Annotated in this window: 19 protein-coding genes; 2 read left to right on the top strand and 17 right to left on the bottom strand. The window is 73.3% G+C overall.

The features are described 5' to 3' along the window. Window positions 1–171 precede the first annotated feature (171 nt). The 3 genes from ACIBPC_RS30305 to ACIBPC_RS30315 form a co-directional block, all read right to left on the bottom strand. On the bottom strand, window positions 172–510 hold the full coding sequence (locus tag ACIBPC_RS30305) for a P-II family nitrogen regulator (RefSeq protein WP_362968243.1): 339 nt from the start codon (window positions 508–510) through the stop codon (window positions 172–174). Continuing rightward, entirely contained in the window at window positions 507–1742 is a 1236-nt protein-coding gene (locus ACIBPC_RS30310) for an ammonium transporter (protein ID WP_398849092.1), read from the bottom strand. Before ACIBPC_RS30310 ends, ACIBPC_RS30305 begins: the two co-directional genes overlap by 4 nt. A gap of 387 nt (window positions 1743–2129) precedes the next feature. Continuing rightward, window positions 2130–3650: a hypothetical protein gene (locus ACIBPC_RS30315; RefSeq protein ID WP_398849094.1), complete on the bottom strand. Its 1521-nt coding sequence runs from the start codon at window positions 3648–3650 to the stop codon at window positions 2130–2132. Between the two features lie 295 nt (window positions 3651–3945). On the opposite strand from ACIBPC_RS30315, the gene ACIBPC_RS30320 reads away from it, so the two are divergent. Next, window positions 3946–4629: a bifunctional DNA primase/polymerase gene (locus ACIBPC_RS30320; RefSeq protein WP_362968239.1), complete on the top strand. Its 684-nt coding sequence runs from the start codon at window positions 3946–3948 to the stop codon at window positions 4627–4629. Window positions 4630–4726: 97 nt separating this feature from the next. Here ACIBPC_RS30320 and ftsY read toward each other — a convergent pair whose 3' ends face one another. The 5 genes from ftsY to ACIBPC_RS30345 form a co-directional block, all read right to left on the bottom strand. Beyond that, the gene (gene ftsY, locus ACIBPC_RS30325; protein WP_398849096.1) at window positions 4727–5929 is read right to left on the bottom strand and encodes a signal recognition particle-docking protein FtsY; all 1203 of its coding nucleotides are present in this window, start codon (window positions 5927–5929) and stop codon (window positions 4727–4729) included. A gap of 78 nt (window positions 5930–6007) precedes the next feature. Further along, a complete protein-coding gene (locus ACIBPC_RS30330) occupies window positions 6008–7429 on the bottom strand; it encodes a sugar porter family MFS transporter (RefSeq protein WP_398849098.1) in 1422 nt (473 codons plus the stop codon). Window positions 7430–7602: 173 nt separating this feature from the next. Next, window positions 7603–11157, bottom strand: a complete 3555-nt coding sequence (smc, locus tag ACIBPC_RS30335) for a chromosome segregation protein SMC (RefSeq protein ID WP_398849100.1) — start codon at window positions 11155–11157, stop codon at window positions 7603–7605. A 236-nt stretch (window positions 11158–11393) separates the two neighbouring features. Continuing rightward, window positions 11394–11600, bottom strand: a complete 207-nt coding sequence (locus ACIBPC_RS30340; RefSeq protein ID WP_362968231.1) for a hypothetical protein — start codon at window positions 11598–11600, stop codon at window positions 11394–11396. A gap of 332 nt (window positions 11601–11932) precedes the next feature. After that, window positions 11933–12244 (bottom strand): acylphosphatase, encoded by a 312-nt coding sequence (locus ACIBPC_RS30345; RefSeq protein WP_398849103.1) that lies wholly within the window; start codon window positions 12242–12244, stop codon window positions 11933–11935. Window positions 12245–12386: 142 nt separating this feature from the next. On the opposite strand from ACIBPC_RS30345, the gene ACIBPC_RS30350 reads away from it, so the two are divergent. Further along, entirely contained in the window at window positions 12387–13280 is an 894-nt protein-coding gene (locus ACIBPC_RS30350) for a CAP domain-containing protein (protein WP_398849105.1), read from the top strand. A gap of 89 nt (window positions 13281–13369) precedes the next feature. On the opposite strand, the gene mutM is transcribed toward ACIBPC_RS30350, so the two are convergent. From mutM to ACIBPC_RS30395, 9 genes are all read right to left on the bottom strand, one after another. Beyond that, window positions 13370–14224 (bottom strand): bifunctional DNA-formamidopyrimidine glycosylase/DNA-(apurinic or apyrimidinic site) lyase, encoded by an 855-nt coding sequence (gene mutM / locus ACIBPC_RS30355; protein ID WP_362968225.1) that lies wholly within the window; start codon window positions 14222–14224, stop codon window positions 13370–13372. After that, window positions 14217–15035 (bottom strand): ribonuclease III, encoded by an 819-nt coding sequence (gene rnc / locus ACIBPC_RS30360; RefSeq protein ID WP_362968223.1) that lies wholly within the window; start codon window positions 15033–15035, stop codon window positions 14217–14219. The genes mutM and rnc overlap by 8 nt, the downstream gene beginning before the upstream one ends. Before the next feature lie 19 nt (window positions 15036–15054). Continuing rightward, on the bottom strand, window positions 15055–15228 hold the full coding sequence (gene rpmF, locus ACIBPC_RS30365; protein ID WP_052852033.1) for a 50S ribosomal protein L32: 174 nt from the start codon (window positions 15226–15228) through the stop codon (window positions 15055–15057). 130 nt (window positions 15229–15358) lie between these two features. Continuing rightward, window positions 15359–15931: a DUF177 domain-containing protein gene (locus ACIBPC_RS30370; RefSeq protein WP_362968221.1), complete on the bottom strand. Its 573-nt coding sequence runs from the start codon at window positions 15929–15931 to the stop codon at window positions 15359–15361. 231 nt (window positions 15932–16162) lie between these two features. Further along, window positions 16163–17233: a cell division initiation protein gene (locus ACIBPC_RS30375; protein WP_398849107.1), complete on the bottom strand. Its 1071-nt coding sequence runs from the start codon at window positions 17231–17233 to the stop codon at window positions 16163–16165. Between the two features lie 70 nt (window positions 17234–17303). Then, window positions 17304–17783, bottom strand: coding sequence for a pantetheine-phosphate adenylyltransferase (gene coaD / locus ACIBPC_RS30380; RefSeq protein WP_362968217.1), 480 nt, complete (start codon window positions 17781–17783; stop codon window positions 17304–17306). Window positions 17784–17833: 50 nt separating this feature from the next. Next, the gene (rsmD, locus tag ACIBPC_RS30385; protein WP_398849108.1) at window positions 17834–18421 is read right to left on the bottom strand and encodes a 16S rRNA (guanine(966)-N(2))-methyltransferase RsmD; all 588 of its coding nucleotides are present in this window, start codon (window positions 18419–18421) and stop codon (window positions 17834–17836) included. Between the two features lie 98 nt (window positions 18422–18519). Continuing rightward, window positions 18520–19008 (bottom strand): DUF6227 family protein, encoded by a 489-nt coding sequence (locus tag ACIBPC_RS30390; RefSeq protein WP_398849110.1) that lies wholly within the window; start codon window positions 19006–19008, stop codon window positions 18520–18522. A 235-nt stretch (window positions 19009–19243) separates the two neighbouring features. Further along, on the bottom strand, window positions 19244–19765 hold the full coding sequence (locus tag ACIBPC_RS30395) for a hypothetical protein (protein WP_398849112.1): 522 nt from the start codon (window positions 19763–19765) through the stop codon (window positions 19244–19246). Window positions 19766–19767 lie beyond the last annotated feature (2 nt).

Here is a 19767-nt window from a genome sequence, read left to right on the forward strand (position 1 = left end):
CCCCCCCCCNNNCGTGCGGGGGGGGGGGGGGGGGGGGGGGGGGGGGGGGGGGGGGGGGGGGGGGGGGGGGGGGGGGGGGGGGGGGGGGGGGGGGGGGGGGCCCCCGCGCGGGGCGGGGGGGTGGCCGCCCCCGGCTCGGTGGCGCCCGGTTCCGAGGAGAGGTCCGGAGGCCTACAGGGCGTCGGGGCCGCGCTCGCCGGTGCGGACCCGGACGGTGGTCTCGACGGGGAGGCTCCACACCTTGCCGTCACCGATCTTGCCGGTACGGGCCGCCCTGACCACCACGTCGATGATCTGCTCGGCGTCGTCGTCCTCGGTGAGGATCTCGACGCGGATCTTCGGGACCAGGTCGACGGTGTACTCCGCGCCCCGGTAGACCTCGGTGTGACCGCGCTGGCGGCCGTAGCCGGTGGCCTCGCTGACGGTCAGGCCGTGCACGCCGAAGGCCTGCAGCGCGTCCTTGACCTCGTCGAGCCGGTGCGGCTTGATCACCGCGGTGATGAGCTTCATGCGTCCACCTTCTTCTCACCCGTGACCGCCGCGCCGGCGGCACCCGGGACTGCGCTGACCGGCACGGAGCCGGTGCCGGTCTGGCTGAAGTCGTACCCGGTCTCCGCGTGGTACGCCAGGTCGAGGCCGGCGACCTCTTCCTCCTCCGTGGCGCGGAAGCCGATGGTCTTCTGCACCAGGAGCGCGATCAGGTAGGTGACGACGAAGGAGTAGCCCATGACCGAGAAGGCGCCGAGCGCCTGCTTGCCGAACTGCTCGAAGCCCGCGCCCTCGGTGGCGAGGAAGCCGACCAGCAGGGTGCCGACGACACCGCCCACGAGGTGGACGCCGACCACGTCGAGCGAGTCGTCGAAGCCCAGCTTGTACTTGAGGCCGACGGCCCAGGCGCAGATGGCACCGGCGAGGATGCCGATCAGGACGGCGCCCATCGGGTTGACGTTGGCACCGGACGGGGTGATCGCGACCAGGCCGGCGATCGCGCCGGAGGCGGCGCCGAGGGTCGTGAACGCGCCGTGGCGGATGCGCTCGTAGATCAGCCAGCCGAGGACGGCCGCGCCGGTGGCGAGCTGCGTGTTCAGCGCCATCATCGCGGCTGTGCCGTTCGGCGACAGGGCGGAGCCGGCGTTGAAGCCGAACCAGCCGAACCACAGGAGGGCCGCGCCGAGCAGGACCATCGGCAGGTTGTGCGGCCGCATGGGGTCCTTCTTGAACCCGATGCGCTTGCCGACCACCAGGGCCGCGGCGAGGCCGCCGGCACCGGCGTTGATGTGGACGGCGGTACCGCCGGCGAAGTCGATCACGCCCTGGTTGAACAGCCAGCCCTGGTCGACGGCCCACACCCAGTGCGCGACCGGGAAGTAGACGACCGTCACCCACAGGAAGACGAAGAGGACCCAGCCGGAGAATTTCACCCGGTCGGCGAGCGCACCGCTCATCAGCGCCGGGGTGAGGATCGCGAACATCAGCTGGAACACGGCGAAGGCCAGCAGCTCACCCTGGTCCACGGTGATGTCCTGGAATCCGATGAAGTCGAGATTGCCCAGGATCGGACTGGTGCTCGTCTCGCTGAAGGTCAGCGAGAAACCGTAGAGCACCCACAGGACGCTGACGATGCCGAGCGAGATGAAGGACATCATCAGCATGTTCAGCGCGCTCTTGACCCGGACCATGCCGCCGTAGAAGAAGGCGAGACCAGGAGTCATGAGCATCACCATCGCGGCACAGATGACCACGTAGGCGATATTGGTCGATGACTGCACTTCCTCAGGAATCAAAGTGGACGTCTCCTCAGAACGACGACCCGTGCGGGCATGTTTTCGGTCGGGTCAGGATTCGCCACAGCGTTTCGGAGGGCCGTTTCGGTCGATGGCCGCACTTGTTTCACGTAGGTGACGATGGCATAGCGCGTGTTACGCCCTCATGAAGCGGATCGTCGCGCCTGTCCCGCCGGGCTACGGTGTCCCGCACCTGCTCCGGCCGCCGCCGGCCCGCCGCGCGGCGGCGGAAACCGGCCGCGCCGACCGCATGGTTCCGCCCGGCGCGCCGAGGGCGCGCCGGGCGGGGCCACGGGCCGGAACAGCCGGTGGGAGCGGGTGTCGCAGGCGGGGGGAACGGGCGCGTCAGACCGCCCGGACGGCCGAATTCGCGGGCGGTTGCGCCGCGAACGCCGCGACGCTCTCCCGCACCTCGGGGACGTCGCCGAAGTCGCGCTGCGCCGCCGCGTACGTCTTGCGGAGCCGGTCGTTGACGCGCTCGGACCGGAGCCGACCGGCCAGTTCCGCCGCCTCGTCCGCCTGCGCCGCGAACGCCTCGGGCTCCCTCTCCAGCAGGTGCACCGTCGCCATGCCGATGAGGTTGAGTGCATACGAACGGTGGTGCGCCCCGCCCGGGTTCCGCTCGCGCTCCTCGCCGAAGAGCGCGACCGCCCGTTCGAGATGCGGCCTGGCGCGCGTCACATAGGTGGGGCTGCGTCCGGCCACGTAGGAGAGGTCGCGGTACGAGTGGCCGTTCTCCGCGTTCAGCTCGGCCTCGGAGAAGAAGCCGATCCAGTCCGGGTCCTGCTCGTCCGCCCCGATCTGGCCGAACGTCTCCTCCGCCATCCGCACCGCGCGGTGGCACTTGGCGGGCTGCCCCTGCGTCGCGTACGCGCGGGCCTCCATCGCGTACAGCATGGCCTGCGTCCGCGAGGTCGCCGTGTCGCGGCTGCCGTACTGGGCGAGGTGCACCAGTTCGAGGGCGTCGTCGCCCCGGCCGAGGTGGATCATCTGGCGGCACATCTTGGACAGGATGTACGCGCCGAGCGGCCGGTCGTCCGCCTCCTTCGCGGCGTGCAGGGCGAGCACGAAGTACTTCTGCGCCGTCGGCTGGAGCCCGATGTCGTAGCTCATCCACCCGGCCAGCTCCGCCAGCTCGGCGGTGACCCGGAACAGCCTGCGGCGCACCGGCTCGGGGTGCGACTCGGCGAGCAGGTCGGTGACCTCGTGCAGCTGCCCGACCACGGCCTTGCGCCGCAGGCCGCCGCCGCTCTGCGCGTCCCAGCGCCGGAACTGGGCGGTCGTCTCCTCCAGGACGGCCAGCTCCGGTTCGGAGATCCCGGACAGGCGCCGCGCCTCGCCGCGGCCGCCGCCCGCCACCGCCAGCAGCCGCGCCCCCGGCAGCGGCTCGCCGTCCGTGGGCGTGGGCACGAGCCACCGCTGCATGGGCTCTATCAGCGCGGGTCCCGCCGACATGGTGAGGGCCGTGCCGAGGAAGCCGCGGCGGCCGAGCATGAGGTCGCTGCGGGAGAACTCGTTGATCAGCGCCACGGTCTGCGGCCCGGCCCACGGCAGGTCGATGCCGGAGACGGCGGCCGGCTGGCGCGCGGAGCGCAGCCCCAGGTCCTCGACGCCGACGGCGCAGCCGAACCGCTCGGAGAACAGCTCGGCGAGGATGCGCGGGATCGGCTCGCGCGGCTGCTCGCCGTCGAGCCAGCGCCGTACGCGGGAGGTGTCGGTGCTGATGTGGTGCGCGCCGAGCCGTCTGGCCCGCCGGTTCACCTGCCTGGCCAGCTCGCCCTTGGACCAGCCGCTGCGCTGGAACCACGAGGTGAGCCGCTCGTTCGGCGGTTTGGCCTGGCTGTCACCACTCGCGTTGACCCCCACGGTGTCACGCCCCCGTTCCGGGTGTTGTCGGACGTGCGGACTGTTGACGGCACGTCTACCGATGAACCGAAAGTAATCCTACGATCACGGTACCGGTGAGGGGCAGCCCGTAAGCGCCACCATTCGCCACCCCTCCGCGTCCCCCTCATGCCCACCACGCGTGCTTCACCTGTGCGCGCACGCCGACCGCTTCGGGGAGGGCGAAGCACGCCGGGGGCGCACGTACGGCCGCGCGCTCCCCCGGGGCGCCACCCCCGGGCCGTAACCATCGGCGGGGCGGCCCGTTGGAGAGTGCATGGGCTTCACGATCGGCGGCATCCGCGAGATCCGTGACCTGCGGCTCGCGGCCCGGCGGCCGGGCCCGGTCTCGACCGCCGTCGCCGAGTACACCGGCCTGCGGGGCTGGGACGTGACGCCGGGCGCCTGGACCACCCGGGGCGCGCAGCACGGCACGGTCGTCTGCTCCTGCGGCAGCCCCCGCTGCTCCTCCCCCGGCGCCCACCCCCTCGATCCCGGGCTCACCATCCCGGCGGGCGCGACGCTCGACCACGTCGGCTGCTCCTGGGTGCCCGGCGCGTCCGTGCTGCTGCCCACCGGCCACAGCTTCGACGTCCTCGACGCCCCCGCCCCCGCCGCCCGCCGCGCCCTCCCCCGGCTGGAACGGCTCGGCCTGCCCATGGGCCCCGTCGCCCTGGCGCCGCACGGCCGCGCCTGGTTCTTCGTCGCCCCGGGCAGCACCGCCGAACTCCCCGCTCTGCTGCGCCGCCTCGGCTGGGCCGACGCGCCGCTCGACCTGCGCGGACTCGGCCCAGGACGGCACATCACGGCGCCGCCGTCCGACCACGGCGGCCACGGCCCGGTGCGCTGGCTGCGCGCGCCGGGCACGGGCGCCTCGGCCGCGCCGCCCACCACCCGGCTGCTGCTGGGCGCCCTCGCCTACACCTGCGTCTCCCTCGCCTCGCTGACCCGCCACGCCTGACCCGGCTCGTATACGGCCGCCCCTCGTACGTGCGACGGCCCCGGCCCGGTCTCCCCGGGCCGGGGCCGCCCCCCGGAACGTGACGCCTCGGCGCGCGTCAGGCCAGCAGCGCGTCCACGAACGCCTCCGGCTCGAACGGGGCGAGGTCGTCCGGCCCCTCGCCGAGCCCGATCAGCTTGACCGGCACGCCCAGCTCCCGCTGCACCGCGATGACGATGCCGCCCTTGGCGGTGCCGTCCAGCTTGGTGAGCGCGATGCCGGTGATGTCCACGACCTCCGAGAACACCCGGGCCTGCACAAGCCCGTTCTGCCCGGTGGTGGCGTCGAGGACGAGCAGCACCTCGTTGACCGGCCCGTGCTTCTCCACGACCCGCTTGACCTTGCCCAGCTCGTCCATCAGGCCGGTCTTCGTGTGCAGCCGCCCGGCGGTGTCCACGAGGACGACGTCCGCCGTCTCCGCGATGCCGTGCCGCACGGCCTCGAACGCGACCGACGCCGGGTCGCCGCCCTCGGGGCCGCGCACGGTGCGCGCGCCGACCCGTTCGCCCCAGGTCTGGAGCTGCTCGGCGGCGGCGGCGCGGAACGTGTCGGCCGCGCCCAGGACGACGGACTTCCCGTCCGCCACCAGGACGCGCGCCAGCTTGCCGGTCGTCGTCGTCTTGCCCGTCCCGTTGACGCCGACGACGAGGACGACCGCCGGGCGCTCCTCGCCCTCAACGGAGATGCCGCCCTCGGTGTGCACCACGCGGTCGAGGTCGGGCCCGACCAGGGTGAGCAGCTCCTCGCGCAGCAGGGCCCGCAGGTCCTCGGGCGTGCGCGTGCCGAGGACGCGGACGCGCTCGCGCAGCCGCTCGACCAGCTCCTGCGTCGGGCGGACGCCGACGTCGGCGGTCAGCAGGGTGTCCTCGATCTCCTCCCAGGTGTCCTCGTCGAGCCGCTCGCGCGACAGCAGGGTCAGCAGCCCCTTGCCCAGGGTGTTCTGGGAACGGGCCAGCCGCGCCCGCAGCCGTACGAGGCGCCCGGCGGCGGGCTCGGGCACCTCGACGGGCGGCGCCTCCGCCTCGGCCTCGACGGCGGGCGGCGAGGTGCCCGGCGGGAGGACGACGTCCTCGATGGTGCGCCGCGCCTCGTCGGGCGGCGCCTGCGAGTCCTCGCCGACCTGCGGCTCCGCGGGCGGCGCGGTGGGCGTGGGCCGCTCGCCCGGGGGCGCCGTACCGGCGCCGCGACCGCGCACGAGGAACGCCGCGATCGCGGCGACGGCGACCACGGCGATGACTACGACAAGGATGAGGATGTCCATCGATTCCCTTGGATGCTGCCTGTAGGAGGTGGGTGCCGGGCGACCCCAAGTATTGCCGACGCCGCCCGGCGCGGGGGGTCAGCCCATCTCCTCCAGCGCCTTGCCCTTGGTCTCGCGGACCCAGATGAGCAGGAACGGGATGGTCAGCAGCGCGATGCAGGTGTAGATGACGTACGCGCCCGACAGGTTCCAGTCCGAGAGGGTCGGGAAGCTCTGGGTGACGGCCCAGTTCGCGATCCACTGGGCGGACGCCGCCAGGCCCAGCGCGGCGGCCCTGATCCGGTTGGGGAACATCTCGCCCAGCAGCACCCAGACGACCACGCCCCACGACAGGGCGAAGAAGAGGACGAACGCGTGCGCCCCGATCAGCGCCACGGTGCCCTGGGGGTCGGGCAGGGAGATGTCGTCGCCGGAGCCGCGCTTGGCGGAGAACGCCCACGCGGTCGTGCCCAGCGAGACGGCCATCCCGATCGAGCCGATGAGCAGCAGCGGCTTCCGCCCGATCCGGTCCACGAAGATCATCGCGATGACCGTGCCGATGATGTTGATGATCGAGGTGGTGAAGGAGTAGAAGAACGAGCTCTCCGGGTCGATGCCCACCGACTGCCACAGCGAGTTCGAGTAGTAGAAGATCACGTTGATGCCGACGAGCTGCTGGAACGCCGACAGGACGACGCCGATCCAGACGATGGGCAGCAGCCCGGTGCGCCTGCTGAACAGGTTGCGCCAGGTGGAGCTGTGCTCGCTGTGCAGGGCGTCGCCGATCTCCCGGACCCTGGCGTCGAGGTCGGTACCCTTGGCCTCGACGTCGCCCAGCACCCGCTTGGCCTCCTCCGTCCGCCCGCGCGAGACGAGGTAGCGCGGCGACTCGGGGATGCCGAACGTCATCAGCCCGTAGACCAGCGCGGGGACGGCCTCGATGCCCAGCATCAGCTGCCACGCCTCGATGCCCAGCAGGTGCCCGCGCTGGTCGCCGTCGGCCAGGTTCACCAGGGTCCAGTTGACGAGCTGCGACACCGCGATGCCCAGCACGATCGCCGCCTGCTGGAACGAGGCGAGCCGCCCCCGGTACTCGGGCGGCGACACCTCGGCGATGTACGCCGGCGCGATCACCGAGGCCATGCCGATGGCGACGCCGCCGAGCGTGCGCCAGATGGCGAGGTCCCAGATGGCGAACGGCAGCATCGACCCGATGCCGCTGACGATGAAGAGGAACGCGGCGAGCTGCATGACCCTGATGCGGCCGACCCGGTCCGCGAGCCGCCCCGCGACCAGCGCGCCCACCGCGGCGCCGAGCAGCGCGATGGCGACGACCGTGCCGAGGCGCCCCGAGGAGACGTCGAACCGCCCGCGGATGCCCTCGACCGCGCCGTTGATCACCGAGCTGTCGTAGCCGAAGAGGAAGCCGCCGAGCGCGGCGGTGGCGGCGATGTAGATGACGAACGTCAGGTGGGGCGGGCGCCTCGGGGCTTCCGTACCGGCTTTCGAGGTCGGGGTCACGCTTCCCTCCAGGTTCCGTCCGACGGCATCGCCTGCCGTCTTCCCCGGCTCGCGTGGATCACCGATCCGGCTGCGGGTTCGAGGGTCGGCAGCGCTCTCCCGACGGGACAGCGTGCCCGAAGTCACATTACGCCCGAAAAGGGGCTATTTCACCCGCTGGCTCTCCGGCCGGCTCAGGACAGGCGCTGGCTGATGACCTTCGACACGCCGTCGCCCTGCATGGACACGCCGTACAGCGCGTCCGCGACCTCCATCGTCCGCTTCTGGTGCGTGATGACGATGAGCTGGGAGCTGCCCTTCAGCTCCTCCATGATCCGGATGAGCCGCTGGAGGTTGGTGTCGTCGAGCGCGGCCTCGACCTCGTCCATGACGTAGAACGGGCTCGGCCGCGCCTTGAAGATCGACACCAGCAGCGCCACCGCGGTGAGGGACCGCTCGCCGCCGGAGAGCAGCGAGAGCCGCTTCACCTTCTTGCCCGGCGGCCTGGCCTCCACCTCCACGCCGGTGGTCAGCATGTCCGACGGGTCGGTGAGCAGCAGCCTGCCCTCGCCGCCGGGGAAGAGCCGCGAGAAGACGCCCTCGAACTCGCGCGCCGTGTCGTGGTAGGCGGCGGTGAAGACCTGCTCCACCCGCTCGTCCACCTCCTTCACCACCTGGAGGAGGTCGGCCCTGGTCTTCTTCAGGTCGGCCAGCTGCTCGCTGAGGAACTGGTGCCGTTCCTCCAGCGCGGCGAACTCCTCAAGGGCCAGCGGGTTCACCTTGCCCAGCTGCTTGTACGCGCGCTCCGCCGCCCGCAGCCGTTTCTCCTGCCCCGCGCGGTCGAAGGGCCGCGGCCGGTTGCGCGGGTGGTCCGGGTCGTCCGGCAGCTCCTCGCCCTCGGCGGGCGGCGAGGGCGGTACGGGCTGGTCGGGGCCGTACTCGCGGACCAGCACGTCCGGGTCGACGCCCAGTTCCTCCAGCGCGCGGGCTTCGAGCTGCTCGATGCGCAGCCGCTTCTCCGCCCCCATGACCTCGCCGCGGTGCACCGAGTCGGTGAGCTTGTCCAGCTCGTCCTTGAGCCCGCGGCCGGCCGAGCGCTCGGCGGCGAGCGCCTCCTCACGCTCCGCCTTGGCGCGCTCGGCGGCGTCCCGTTCGGCGGCGGCGCGGGCGACGGACGCCTCGGCGTGGGCGAGCAGCTGCCGCGCGCCGTCCGCGACGGCGGCGGCGACCTCGGCCTCGTACCGCATACGGGCGCGGCGCCGCTCGGCGCGGACGCGGGCCTCCCGTTCGGCGCGGGCCGCGCGGTCGAGCCCCTCGGCGCGCCCGGCGAGGCCGCGCACCCGCTCCTCGTGGGTGCGGACCTGGAGCCTCGCCTCCATCTCGGTCTGCCGGGCGTTGGCGCCGTCGGCGGCGAGCCGGTCGCGGACCGACGTGTCCGGCTCCTCGTCCGCGTCGGCGCCCTCCTCGGCGGTGGCGAGACGTTCCGCCAGTTCCTCGGCCTGCTCGACCGCGCGGGCCAGCTCCTCCTCGGCCCGGGTGACGGCGGCGGCGGCGCGTTCGGCCTCGCCCGCCGCGCCCCTGGCCTGCCCCGCGAGGCGGCCGAGGTCCTGGGCGACGCGGGACTTGGCGCGTTCGGCCGCGCTGCGGCGCCCGGCCAGCTCCTCCACCCGGGCGGCGAGCGCGCGGCGCCGCTCCCCCGCCGCCTCGGACACGGCGGCCAGCTCGGCGCAGCGGGTGGTCAGTTCCCGCAGCTCGGCGGCCGCCTCGTCCACCGACGCCTGCACCTCCAGCAGGCTGGGCGCGCCCGCCGAGCCGCCGTGCGCGAGGTGGCGGGAGACGACGTCGCCCTCGCCGGTCACGGCGGTGAGGTCCGGGTGCGCGGCGAGCAGGGTGAGGGCCTCGTCCAGCGACTCGACCACGACGGTGCCGCGCAGCAGGCGGCGGACGGCCGGCATGAGGTCGGCCGGGCCGCGTACGAGGTCGGCTGCGCGGGAGAGCCCGTCGGGGGCCGGGGCGGCGGGCTCCTCCGGCATGCCGCCGAGCAGCAGCGCGGCCCGTCCGGCGTCCTGCTTGCGCAGCAGCCGCAGCGCCTCGGCGGCGGCGGCCGGGCCGTCCACGGCGATCGCGTCGGCGGCGGCGCCGAGGGCCGCGGCGACGGGCACCTCGTGGCCCGGCACGACGGTGAGCAGTTCGGCGGCGGGGCCGAGGACGCCGGTGAGCCGGTCGCCCGCGGACAGCAGCGCGCCGGTGCCGTCCTTGCGGCGCAGGCCGAGGGCGAGGGCGTCGTGGCGGGCGGAGACGGCGGCGCGTTCGCGCTCGGCGGTGGTCAGTGCGTCGCGGGCGCGGGCGCGTCCGGCCTCGGCGGCGGCCAGTTCGGCGCGGGCCGTCTCGTGCTCGCGCTCCAGCGCGGAGTCGCCCGCGTCCAGCCCTTCCACCTCGGCGCGCAGGGCCTCGTACTCCTCGCCCGCGCGCTCGGCACGCTCGGCGGCCTCGTCGCGGGCGGTGGCCAGCCGGTCGATCTGCGTCTGCGCCGAGGCCGCCCTGCTGCGCGCGGCGTTGGCCTGGCCGTGGAGGCGCGCGAGTCCCTCGCGGCGGTCGGCGAGCGCGCGGGCGGCGTCCTTGAGGCGGCGCTCCTCCTGGGCCAGGGCCCGTTCGAGTTCCGCGCGGTGGTCGACGGTGTCGTCCAGGGCACGGGACGCCGCTTCGAGCGCGGCGGTCAGCTCGGCCTCCTGCGCGCGGATGCGGGCCGCCTCCCGCTCCATGTCCTCGGGGTCGCGGCCGCGCCGCTCCTCTGGCGCCCCGGCGGCGGCGCTGGTGACGCGGGCGTCGGCGAGCCCGATCGTGCCGCGCACACGCTCGGCGAGCTGCGACAGCTCGTACCAGGTGGCCGTGGCGCGCTGGACGCGCGGGGCCAGCAGGCGCACCTCGGCCTCCAGTTCGGCCTCGCGGCGCAGGGCGTCCCGCAGCCGGGCCTCGGCCTCCTCCTTGCGCTGCTTGAGCGCGGCCTCGTCGGCGATCTCGGCGCTGAGCGCGGCGCGCTGCGCGACGAGGTCGTCGGCGAGCAGCCGCAGGCGGGCGTCGCGCAGGTCGGCCTGGATGACGGCGGCCTTGCGGGCGACGGCGGCCTGGCGGCCGAGCGGCTTGAGCTGGCGGCGCAGCTCGTCCGTGAGGTCCTGGACGCGCGCGAGGTTCGCCTGCATCGCGTCCAGCTTGCGCAGCGCCTTCTCCTTGCGCTTGCGGTGCTTGAGGACACCGGCGGCCTCCTCGATGAACGCGCGGCGGCCGGTGGGGTCGGCGTGCAGCACCGAGTCGAGGCGGCCCTGGCCGACGATGACGTGCATCTCGCGGCCGATGCCGGAGTCGGAGAGGAGTTCTTGGACGTCGAGGAGGCGGCAGGTGTTGCCGTTGATCTGGTACTCGCTGCCGCCGTTGCGGAACATCGTCCGCGTCACCGTGACCTCGGTGTACTCGATGGGCAGGGCGCCGTCGGCGTTGTCGATCGTCAGCGACACCTCGGCGCGGCCGAGCGGCGGGCGGCCGGTGGTGCCGGCGAAGATGACGTCCTCCATCTTTCCGCCGCGCAGGGATTTCGCGCCCTGTTCCCCCATGACCCAGGAAAGCGCGTCCACCACATTGGACTTGCCCGACCCGTTCGGCCCGACCACACAGGTGATGCCGGGCTCGAAGCGCAGCGTGGTGGCCGAGGCGAAGGACTTGAACCCCCGCAGGGTGAGGCTCTTGAGATGCACGCCGTGCGACTTTACCCGCCGGTTGTCCGTCCCCGGCTGTTTCGACGCGTCGGATGCAGGGCAGATCAGAGTCAGCACGTACGGCAATGGGGCGGGAGGCGGTTTCTCAAAGCCCGGTTTCCCGCGAATCGATCTTCGTGGCCCGGTCCTCTTCCGGAAATGACGAAGGGACGCCGAAGCGTCCCTCGCATTTCCGCAGGCGTCGAGCCGCGAGCGGCCTGTCCTCGCCGTTGAGGTCAGGTCAGGGCGGGCTCAGCCTGGGGCACATCGATGTTGTCGAGCACCGAGTCGCCGTGTCGAGCGGCGGCAGCCAGCGCGTCGTTCTCCGCCTGAACCCGGAGGAGCTGCGTCTCCAGGTCCTGTACGCGCTGCTGAAGCCGTCGCATCTCGGCGATGACTCGGGGGTCGAAGCCGCCGATGTGACCGAGAAGCGCCTTTGCCATGATGGATGGTCCTCCACACTGAGTGACCGACCGAAGCCGTTGGTGGGTCGTGAGGGTTGACTGCCGCGACGTCCGCCACACCCTGCTTTCGCGAGGCCGCACAGCGGAGAAGCGCGGGACTTTCAGCGTCTCACCAAAAAGTGGGACGGTCAACACGATCACACCGCGTATCGCCGAGGTGATCATTCACTCGGCGTCCTATGGCGGTTTTCGATCACTCTCGATCTCTCACGGCGGCTCCGCCCCTATGCCGCTGGTGGCCGCAGCCTTGCACGTCGGAGCGGTGTTGGCAACCCGTTTCCGGCACTTTCCCGGCCGCGGCGCGGGCCCGCTCACCGGATCGCGAAATCCGGATAGCCGCCACGCGGTGTGTCCCATATCTCGGTGACACCGTCCACGCGTCCGGGCGTGTCGCCCTCTCTGAGCCAGTCGAGCAGCCGCGCGCACTTCTCCCGGCTGCCCTCGGCGACCACCTGCACCCGCCCGTCCCCCAGATTCGAGGCGAATCCGCGCAGGTCGCCGATGGCCAGCGCCTGCGCGCGGGTGAACCAGCGGAAGCCGACGCCCTGGACGTGACCGCGCACCCACGCGGTCATCCGTACGCTCGCGGAGCCCTGCTCCGGCGGGGGTGCTGAGGACTGCATGTGACGCACGCTATCCGGTGTTTTCGCCGCGGGACACGTCCGCCGACCGGGCCATGCCGTACAGTCACGCGATGAGCATTCATCCATTCGGGTGAATTTGGATCTTGGTTGGCCCTCGACGATGACAAGGACGGTGTTGCGCATGGGACGCCATCGCCGCCGCCGGAGCCACGCGCGTACCGGCCTGATCGGCGCTTCCGCGGCTCTGGCCGTGGGTGCCGTGGGAGTCGGCAGCGGACTGCTGCCGGGCATGGGAGAGGCCTTCTCCCCCAGCGGCTCCCCCTCCACCGACGACATCCGCGCCCAGGGAAGCGGGCCATCGGCCCCCGGCTCCGTGTCACCCTCGCCGAACGGCTCGCTGTCGCCGCGCGAGCAGGCCACCGAGCCGGGCGCCAGCCGCAGCTCCGACCGCGGCACGCTCGACGACCGGGAGACCCCCTCCGAGACGGCCACGACGCCGCAGGAGGAGGACAGCCCGTCCGAGGAGGCACCGGAGACGACCGCGCCCGAGCGCACGGCGGAACCGGAGCGCACCGAGGAGGCCACGGCCCCCGAGCGCACCACGCCGCCGGCCGAGGAGGAGGAGACCGAGGCTCCGGCCCCCGAGACGCTCCGGCCCACGCCGAGCGAGGAGCCGAGCGCCCCCGCGACCGACGACAGGACCGCCGCCGTCCAGGCCGTGCTGGAACGGGTCAACGCGGAGCGCGCCGGAGCCGGTTGCCTGCCCCTGACGCTCGACCCCGCGCTCAACGCGCTGGCCGCCGGGTACAGCCAGGACATGGCCGCCCGCGGCTTCTTCGACCACACGGACCCCGACGGCCGCAGCCCCTGGGACCGTGCGGCCGCCGCCGGGATCGAGAGCATGGGCGGCGAGAACATAGCGCGCGGCCAGCAGGACGCCCAGGCGGTCATGGACGCCTGGATGGCCAGCGACGGCCACCGCGACAACATCCTCAACTGCAACTTCACCACGATGGGCGTCGGCGTCCACTTCGGTGAAGGCGGCCCCTGGTGGACGCAGGTCTTCGGCTACTGAGCCGCGTCCCCCCGCACGACGGTGCCCGCCCCCTTCCGAGGGGGCGGGCACCATTGCGTCAGATGCGTCAGAAGGGCGTCGGGGGTGCGTCAGAGGGAGCGCGGCGCCGGCTGGCAGCGGGGGCAGAAGTAGCTCGACCTGTTCATCCACGGCCGCCGCCGCATCTCCGTGCCGCACCGGCGGCACGGCAGGCCCTCGCGGCCGTACGCGTCGAGCGAGCGGTCGAAGTAGCCGGACTCGCCGTTCACGTTGACGTAGAGGCTGTCGAAGCTGGTCCCGCCCACCGCCAGGGCCGCGTTCATCACCGCCCTGATGTGCCCGACGAGTTCGGCCGTCCGCGGGCGGGTGAGCCCGGCGGTCGGGCGGTCGTAGTGCAGCCGGGTGCGCCAGAGCGCCTCGTCGGCGTAGATGTTGCCGACACCGCTGATCAGCGACTGGTCGAGCAGAGCGCGCTTCACCGTCGTACGGCGGCGGCGCAGCGCCGCGTGGAAGGCGTCCTCGTCGAACAGCGGGTCGAGCGGGTCGCGCGCGATGTGCCCGATGACGTCCGGCAGGCCGTCGGCGCCCACCGGGTGCAGCGACAGGCCGCCGAACGTGCGCTGGTCCACGAACCGCAGCTCGCCCCGCGCCGCGTCGTCGAACGTGATGCGGACCCGAAGGTGCTTCTCGTCCGGCGAGCCGTCCCGCTGCACGAGGAGCTGGCCGCTCATCCCGAGGTGGGCGAGCAGCGCCAGCTCCTCGCCCAGCGGCAGCCACAGGTACTTCCCGCGCCGCCGCACGTCAGTGACGCGCACGCCGCGCAGCCGCTCGGCGAAGTCCACGGCGCCCGCGACATGGCGGCGGACGGCCCGCGGGTGCAGCACCTCGGCCGCCGTGACGACGCGGCCGCCGACCCACCGGTCGAGCCCGCGCCGTACGACCTCGACCTCGGGCAGCTCAGGCAACGGACGCCCCGCCGTCCTGCTCGCGGGCCGCCGCCGCCGCGGCCGCCTCGGCCTCGGCGGCCGCACGCGCGGCGCGCTGGGCGTCGACGGAGGCGCGGATGGCGCGCCAGGCGTTCTCGGCGGCCTGCTGCTCGGCCTCCTTCTTGCTGCGGCCCGTGCCGGTGCCGTAGGTCTCGCCAGCGACACGGGCGGCAGCGGTGAAGGTCTTCTCGTGGTCGGGGCCGCTCTCCTCGATCACGTACTCGGGCACCCCGAGGCTCTCGGCGGCGCTCAGTTCCTGGAGACTCGTCTTCCAGTCCAGGCCCGCGCCGAGGCTGGAGGAACGCTCGATCACCGGGTCGAACAGGCGGTGGACCAGCGCGTCGGCGGCGTCGAGCCCCTGGTCGAGATAGACCGCGCCGATCACCGCCTCCAGCGTGTCCGCGAGGATCGACGCCTTGTCCCGGCCGCCCGTGCCCTCCTCGCCGCGCCCGAGCCGGACGAACGAGCCGAGGCCGAGCCCACGGGCCACCTCCGCGAGCGCCCGCGCCTGCACGACGGCGGCCCGCAGCTTGGCGAGCTGGCCCTCGGCGAGGTCGGGGTGCCTGCGGTACAGGGTGTCGGTGACGATCAGCCCGAGCACCGAGTCCCCGAGGAACTCGAGACGCTCGTTGGTGGGCAGGCCGCCGTTCTCGTAGGCGTACGAGCGGTGCGTGAGCGCACGCGCCAGAAGGGCGGGCTCGAGCGTGTAGCCGAGCCGCCCTTCCAGAGTCGCGAGGGACGAGGCCGTGTCCTGGGACGCCTGGGGTTGCGACCTCCTGGCGTGTGACATGGAGCCCGTCACCCGCCGATCAGACCTCGACGACCTGACGGCGGTTGTACGTGCCGCAGTTGGCGCACGCGGTGTGCGGCAGCCTCGGCTCCTGGCAGCGCTCGCAGCGCACCAGGTTGGGGACCGCAGCCTTCCACTGCGACCGGCGGTGGCGCGTGTTGCTGCGCGACATCTTCCGCTTCGGAACAGCCACGGCTACTTCTCCTGTGATCATCCCCGCTTCCGCGGGGGGCCTGTCGTGCTCGTCTCGCTGGTACTGCTGGTCGTGCTGGTCCTACGTGTCCTGCGTGTCCTGCTGTCCCGCCGGCGCCGTCCGCCCGGACCTAGCGGTCCGGACGCTCCGGGCCGTCGCCGGACTCCCCGGAGTCCGCCAAGTCCCGCAGCGCCGCCCAGCGGATGTCCACCGGGGCGTCGTGCCCATGGTCCGGGTCCTGCGCGAGCAGGGCCCCGCACTCGGGGCAGAGCCCCGGGCAGTCCTCCTGGCACACGGGCTGCAGCGGCAGTGAGAGCACCACCGCGTCCCGCAGCACGGGTTCGAGGTCGAACAGGTCGCCCTGGACGTACAGCGTCTCCTCGTCCTCCTCGTCGTCACCGGTCTCCGCGGGGCGGCGGCCGGTTCCCTCCGACTCGGGGTAGGAGAACATCTCCTGGAAGTCCGCCGTGACCTCGTCGGTCAGCGGCTCCAGACACCTTACGCACTCCCCCGCCAGCGGCGCGCGGGCGGTCCCCGTCACGAGGACGCCCTCCATGACGGACTCCATGCGCAGCTCGACCTCGATCCGCGCGTCCCCGGGCACCCCGATGACCTCGACCCCGAGATCGGCCGGTGCCGGGACGGTGCGGGAGACCCGTTTCATCGCACCGGGACGCCGCCCCAGTTCCCGTGTGTCGAACACGAGGGGGGCTCGGTGGTCCAGGAGGGCGTTCAGGGCCTTGTCGCTTTCTCGCGGATGAGGGGCTGTGCGGTCGCCGTGCGCGCCGGTCCCCCGACGCGTCTGGCGCGAGCGGGACCGGGCGGGCAGCCGCGTACACGGAGAGGTGGCGCGGCCGAAGAGCCAGCATACGCCACGGGCCGCCGGGCACCCAATCGGCCGGATCGGGCCCGGGGCGGGGTGCCGCGGGCGGGTCTAGTGCCTGCCCTGCTGGTACCTGCGGATCTGCTCGGCGTCGATCATGCTCGTGTCGAAGAGGCTGGTCTCGTCGAGCGCGGCGGGCTGCTGGTGCTGCGGCTGCTGGTCGTAGCCGTACCCGGCATTCTGCTGGGTGCCGTACGGGTCCTGCTGCGGGTAGCCGCCGGAGCCGTAGGGGTCCTGGGCGTAGGTGTACGTGCCCGCGTACGGGTCCTGCTGGCCGTAGCCGCCGTCCTGGGGGTAGCCGCCGGGCTGGGCGGCGTACGCGTCGGCGGCGCCCGTGTCGTAGCCGGCGGTCGCGGCCGCGGGTTCCGGCTGGTGCTGCCCCTGGTCGGTGACGGGCTGGTCCTGCTGCGGCTGGGCCATGCCGAGGTAGCCGTAGGTGTCCTGCTCGGCCCGCTGCTCGAAGTACGCGGCCGTCCGCGGCATGCCGCCGTCCGCCGCCTCCATGGCCTCCTGGGCGGCGACGTGCTCGGCCAGTTCGTCGATCGGCCGGTGGCCGGTGAGCTTCTGCCGCCCGCGGCCGACGGCTTCGAGGGTCTTGCGCAGGACCGCCTGGATCGCGCCGAACTGCGCCTCGACGTACGCGTCGGCGTTGGCGAGCAATTCCTGCGGGTCGCCCCGGTCGCCGCCGAGGAGCTTGTCCCGGCCCCGGTCGACCGAGCCGATGGTCTTGCCGAGGACCACCTCGAAGTTGGCCAGTTTGCTGTCCACGTAGTCGTCGGCCTCGGCCTTGACCTCGGCGGCCTCCCGCCGGGCCTCGGCGAGGATGCGGGCCGCCTCGTCCTGGGCGCGCTGGACGACCTCGGTGTTCTCGACGAGCGTGCCGCGTTCCTCGTGCGCCGCCTCGACGATGCGGCGCGCCTCCTGCTGCGCGTCGGCGACGACCTGCTCGCGGTCGCCGAGCACCTCGCGCGCCTGGGCCAGCGAGCCGGGGAGGGCCTCGCGCACGTCTTCGAGCCGGTCGAGCAGGTCGGACCGGTTGATGACGCAGGACGCCGACATCGGCATGCCCTTGGCGCCGCGCACGGCCGCGACGATCTCGTCCAGTTTCTGGTTCACGTCCACGGAGCGACTGTACGGCCAACCGGCGCCCGCCGGGCAGCGTTTGCGCCGCGCGGGGGACGCGGCGGGCCGGTCAGCGGGCGTCGAGCTTGGCCCTGACCGCCCGGAGCACCGGTCCCGGGACCAGGTGGGAGACGTCGCCGCCCCAGGTCGCGACCTCCTTGACCAGGCTGGAGGAGAGGAAGCTGTAGACGGGGTTGGTGGGGATGAACAGCGTCTCGACGCCGGAGAGGCCGTTGTTCATCTGGGCCATCTGCAGTTCGTAGTCGAAGTCGCTGACCGCCCGCAGGCCCTTCACGATGGCGGGGATGTCGCGCTGCTTGCAGTAGTCCACCAGCAGGCCGTGGTGGGACTCGACGACGACGTTGCCGTACTCGGTGGTGCACTCCTCGATGAGCGCGATGCGTTCCTCGACGGTGAACAGGCCCTGCTTGGACTTGTTCACCATCACGGCGACGTGCACGACGTCGTAGAGCCGCGAGGCGCGGTCGACGATGTCGAGGTGGCCGTTGGTGACGGGGTCGAAGGACCCCGGACAGACTGCGCGGCGCAACGCTCTCTCCCCAATCCGGTTCTGCCGGTCCTGCCGGTTCTGCGGGCCGGTCATGACCGGCCGTTCACGTCGTGGTCGGTGGCCCGGCCGTACCAGAGGGTTCCCTCTCCGTAGCGGCGCGAACGCAGGGCCTCGAAGCCGGGGGGCCAGGGGAACGGGCCGCCGCGCGTGGCGCGCTCGGCGGTGGCGAGCGCGCCGTCCGCGAGCCAGCCGCCGGTCAGCAGTATGACGAGGATCTCGCCGAGCGCGGCGTCCGTCGTGGCGTAGGGCGGGTCGAGGAAGACGAGGTCGTACGGCTCGGCCGGGGGCGGTTCGGCGACGAGCTGCTCGGCGCGCGCGGTGCGCAGTTCGGCGCCCGGCAGGGCGAGGGCCCTGATGTTGTCCCTGATGGTGCGGGCGGCCCGGGGGTCGGACTCGGCCAGCAGGGCGTGGGCGGCGCCCCGGGACAGGGCTTCGAGGCCGACGGCCCCCGACCCGCCGTACAGGTCGAGGACCCGGGCGCCGGACAGGGGGCCGGACAGCGCCTCCCAGGTGGAGAAGAGCCCCTCGCGCGCCCGGTCGGAGGTGGGCCGGGTGCCGCCGCCCGGCGGCACGGCGAGCCGCCGTCCGCCCGCGGTCCCGGCGATCACGCGGGTCATGTGAGGGTCCTCGCAGTGCTGTGCGTCGTCGTGGCCGTCGCCAGGCCGTCCGTACGCCCACCACGCTATACGGGCCGGGGCGGGGGGAGCCTGCCGGGTCAGGCGGGGGTGTCGCCCCTGAGGGGGCGGGCGTGCCGCCTGGCGGCCCGTCCGGCGGCGCTCTCGTCGGGGTAGACCTCGCAGACGAGGCGGCCGTCGGGGGTCTGGTCGTGCTCCAGTTCGTAGAGGCACAGCTCGCTGTCGTCGGCGAGCAGGAAGGCGTGTGCGTAGACCGAGCACCAGCGTCCCGCGGACCGGCCGCCGGGCTCGGGCATGCGCTCGATGAGGTAGCCGCGGGCGGCGGCGAGGAGGCGCAGGGTCTCCTCGCCCGGCCGGTCCGGGTTCACGGCCCGGCGCAGCAGGCGCCTGGCGTGGTCGGACGAGTCGCGCCCCGGATAGGCGCGGCGCTCCGGATGGACGCGCGGGCCGGGGACCCGGTCCGCGGGTCCGCCGGCGGCTCGGGCCGGCGGGCCCTGGTGGAACAGCCACTCCAGCTCCTCCACCGAGGGGACGTCGTCCCCCGGCAGGGACTCTGGCTGATCGGTCATGCGGATTCCTCCCGGTTTGACGCGCCCTGACCCGGCTGCGGGGGCACACACCGTAGTGCCCCGGCTGCTGCGTAGGGGTGCTTTTTACGGAAAGAGAGCCCAGCACGGAAAGAACGCAGCACGGAAAGAGAGCCCAGCACGGGATGACGATTCGGCCGCGGGGCGCCCGGGGCCCCCTCAGGGGCCGGACCGGCCGGGCGGGGTGCGCCGTTCCGCCCGGCCGGTCCGCGCCGGGTCACTCCGCGGCCATGTGCTCCTCGGGGGCGCCGACGAGGGCCGGTGAGACGTAGCGCGACCAGGAGAGGCAGCCGTCGGGCGGGCAGTACTCCGGGCGGCGCGGGTCGTGGCCCAGCTCGCGCAGCTTGGTGCGCACCGAGTCAGGGGTGCGGCCGAAGCGGGCGGCTATGCGCGCGATCGTCTCGCCCGCGTGGAAGCGCTGGGTGAGGTCCTCCTCGTGCTGCGGTATCCAGGGGGCGCCGTGGCCGGGGAAGAGTTCGCGGAGGATGTCGCGGTCGGGGATGGGTTCGGCGACGTCGGCGGCGAGGGCGAGGGCCCTGAGCGCGCGGTTGAACGCGATGCGCAGGGTCGGGACCTCCGCCAGGGGCATGGTGAGCGATCCGGAGGCGAGCGGGACCTCGGGCAGCGCCTCGCGCCAGCCGGTCAGGGTCAGGGTCACGGTGATGTCGTCGTCACTGGCCAGTTCGATGCGGAAGACCTTGTCGCCGAGCGGCAGTTCGTTGATGTGCCGGAATGCCATGC

Source organism: Streptomyces sp. NPDC049879, assembly GCF_044461265.1.
In the GTDB taxonomy this organism is placed as follows: Bacteria; Actinomycetota; Actinomycetes; order Streptomycetales; family Streptomycetaceae; genus Streptomyces.

Bases quoted from the DNA above. Each gene is read 5' to 3' on its own strand.
- ACIBPC_RS30305 (WP_362968243.1), bottom strand. From the start codon at position 510: ATGAAGCTCATCACCGCGGTGATCAAGCCGCACCGGCTCGACGAGGTC.
- ACIBPC_RS30320 (WP_362968239.1), top strand. From the start codon at position 3,946: ATGGGCTTCACGATCGGCGGCATCCGCGAGATCCGTGACCTGCGGCTC.
- ftsY (WP_398849096.1), bottom strand. From the start codon at position 5,929: ATGGACATCCTCATCCTTGTCGTAGTCATCGCCGTGGTCGCCGTCGCC.
- ACIBPC_RS30340 (WP_362968231.1), bottom strand. From the start codon at position 11,600: ATGGCAAAGGCGCTTCTCGGTCACATCGGCGGCTTCGACCCCCGAGTC.
- ACIBPC_RS30345 (WP_398849103.1), bottom strand. From the start codon at position 12,244: ATGCAGTCCTCAGCACCCCCGCCGGAGCAGGGCTCCGCGAGCGTACGG.
- ACIBPC_RS30350 (WP_398849105.1), top strand. From the start codon at position 12,387: ATGGGACGCCATCGCCGCCGCCGGAGCCACGCGCGTACCGGCCTGATC.
- rnc (WP_362968223.1), bottom strand. From the start codon at position 15,035: ATGTCACACGCCAGGAGGTCGCAACCCCAGGCGTCCCAGGACACGGCC.
- rsmD (WP_398849108.1), bottom strand. From the start codon at position 18,421: ATGACCCGCGTGATCGCCGGGACCGCGGGCGGACGGCGGCTCGCCGTG.
- ACIBPC_RS30390 (WP_398849110.1), bottom strand. From the start codon at position 19,008: ATGACCGATCAGCCAGAGTCCCTGCCGGGGGACGACGTCCCCTCGGTG.
- ACIBPC_RS30395 (WP_398849112.1), bottom strand. From the start codon at position 19,765: ATGGCATTCCGGCACATCAACGAACTGCCGCTCGGCGACAAGGTCTTC.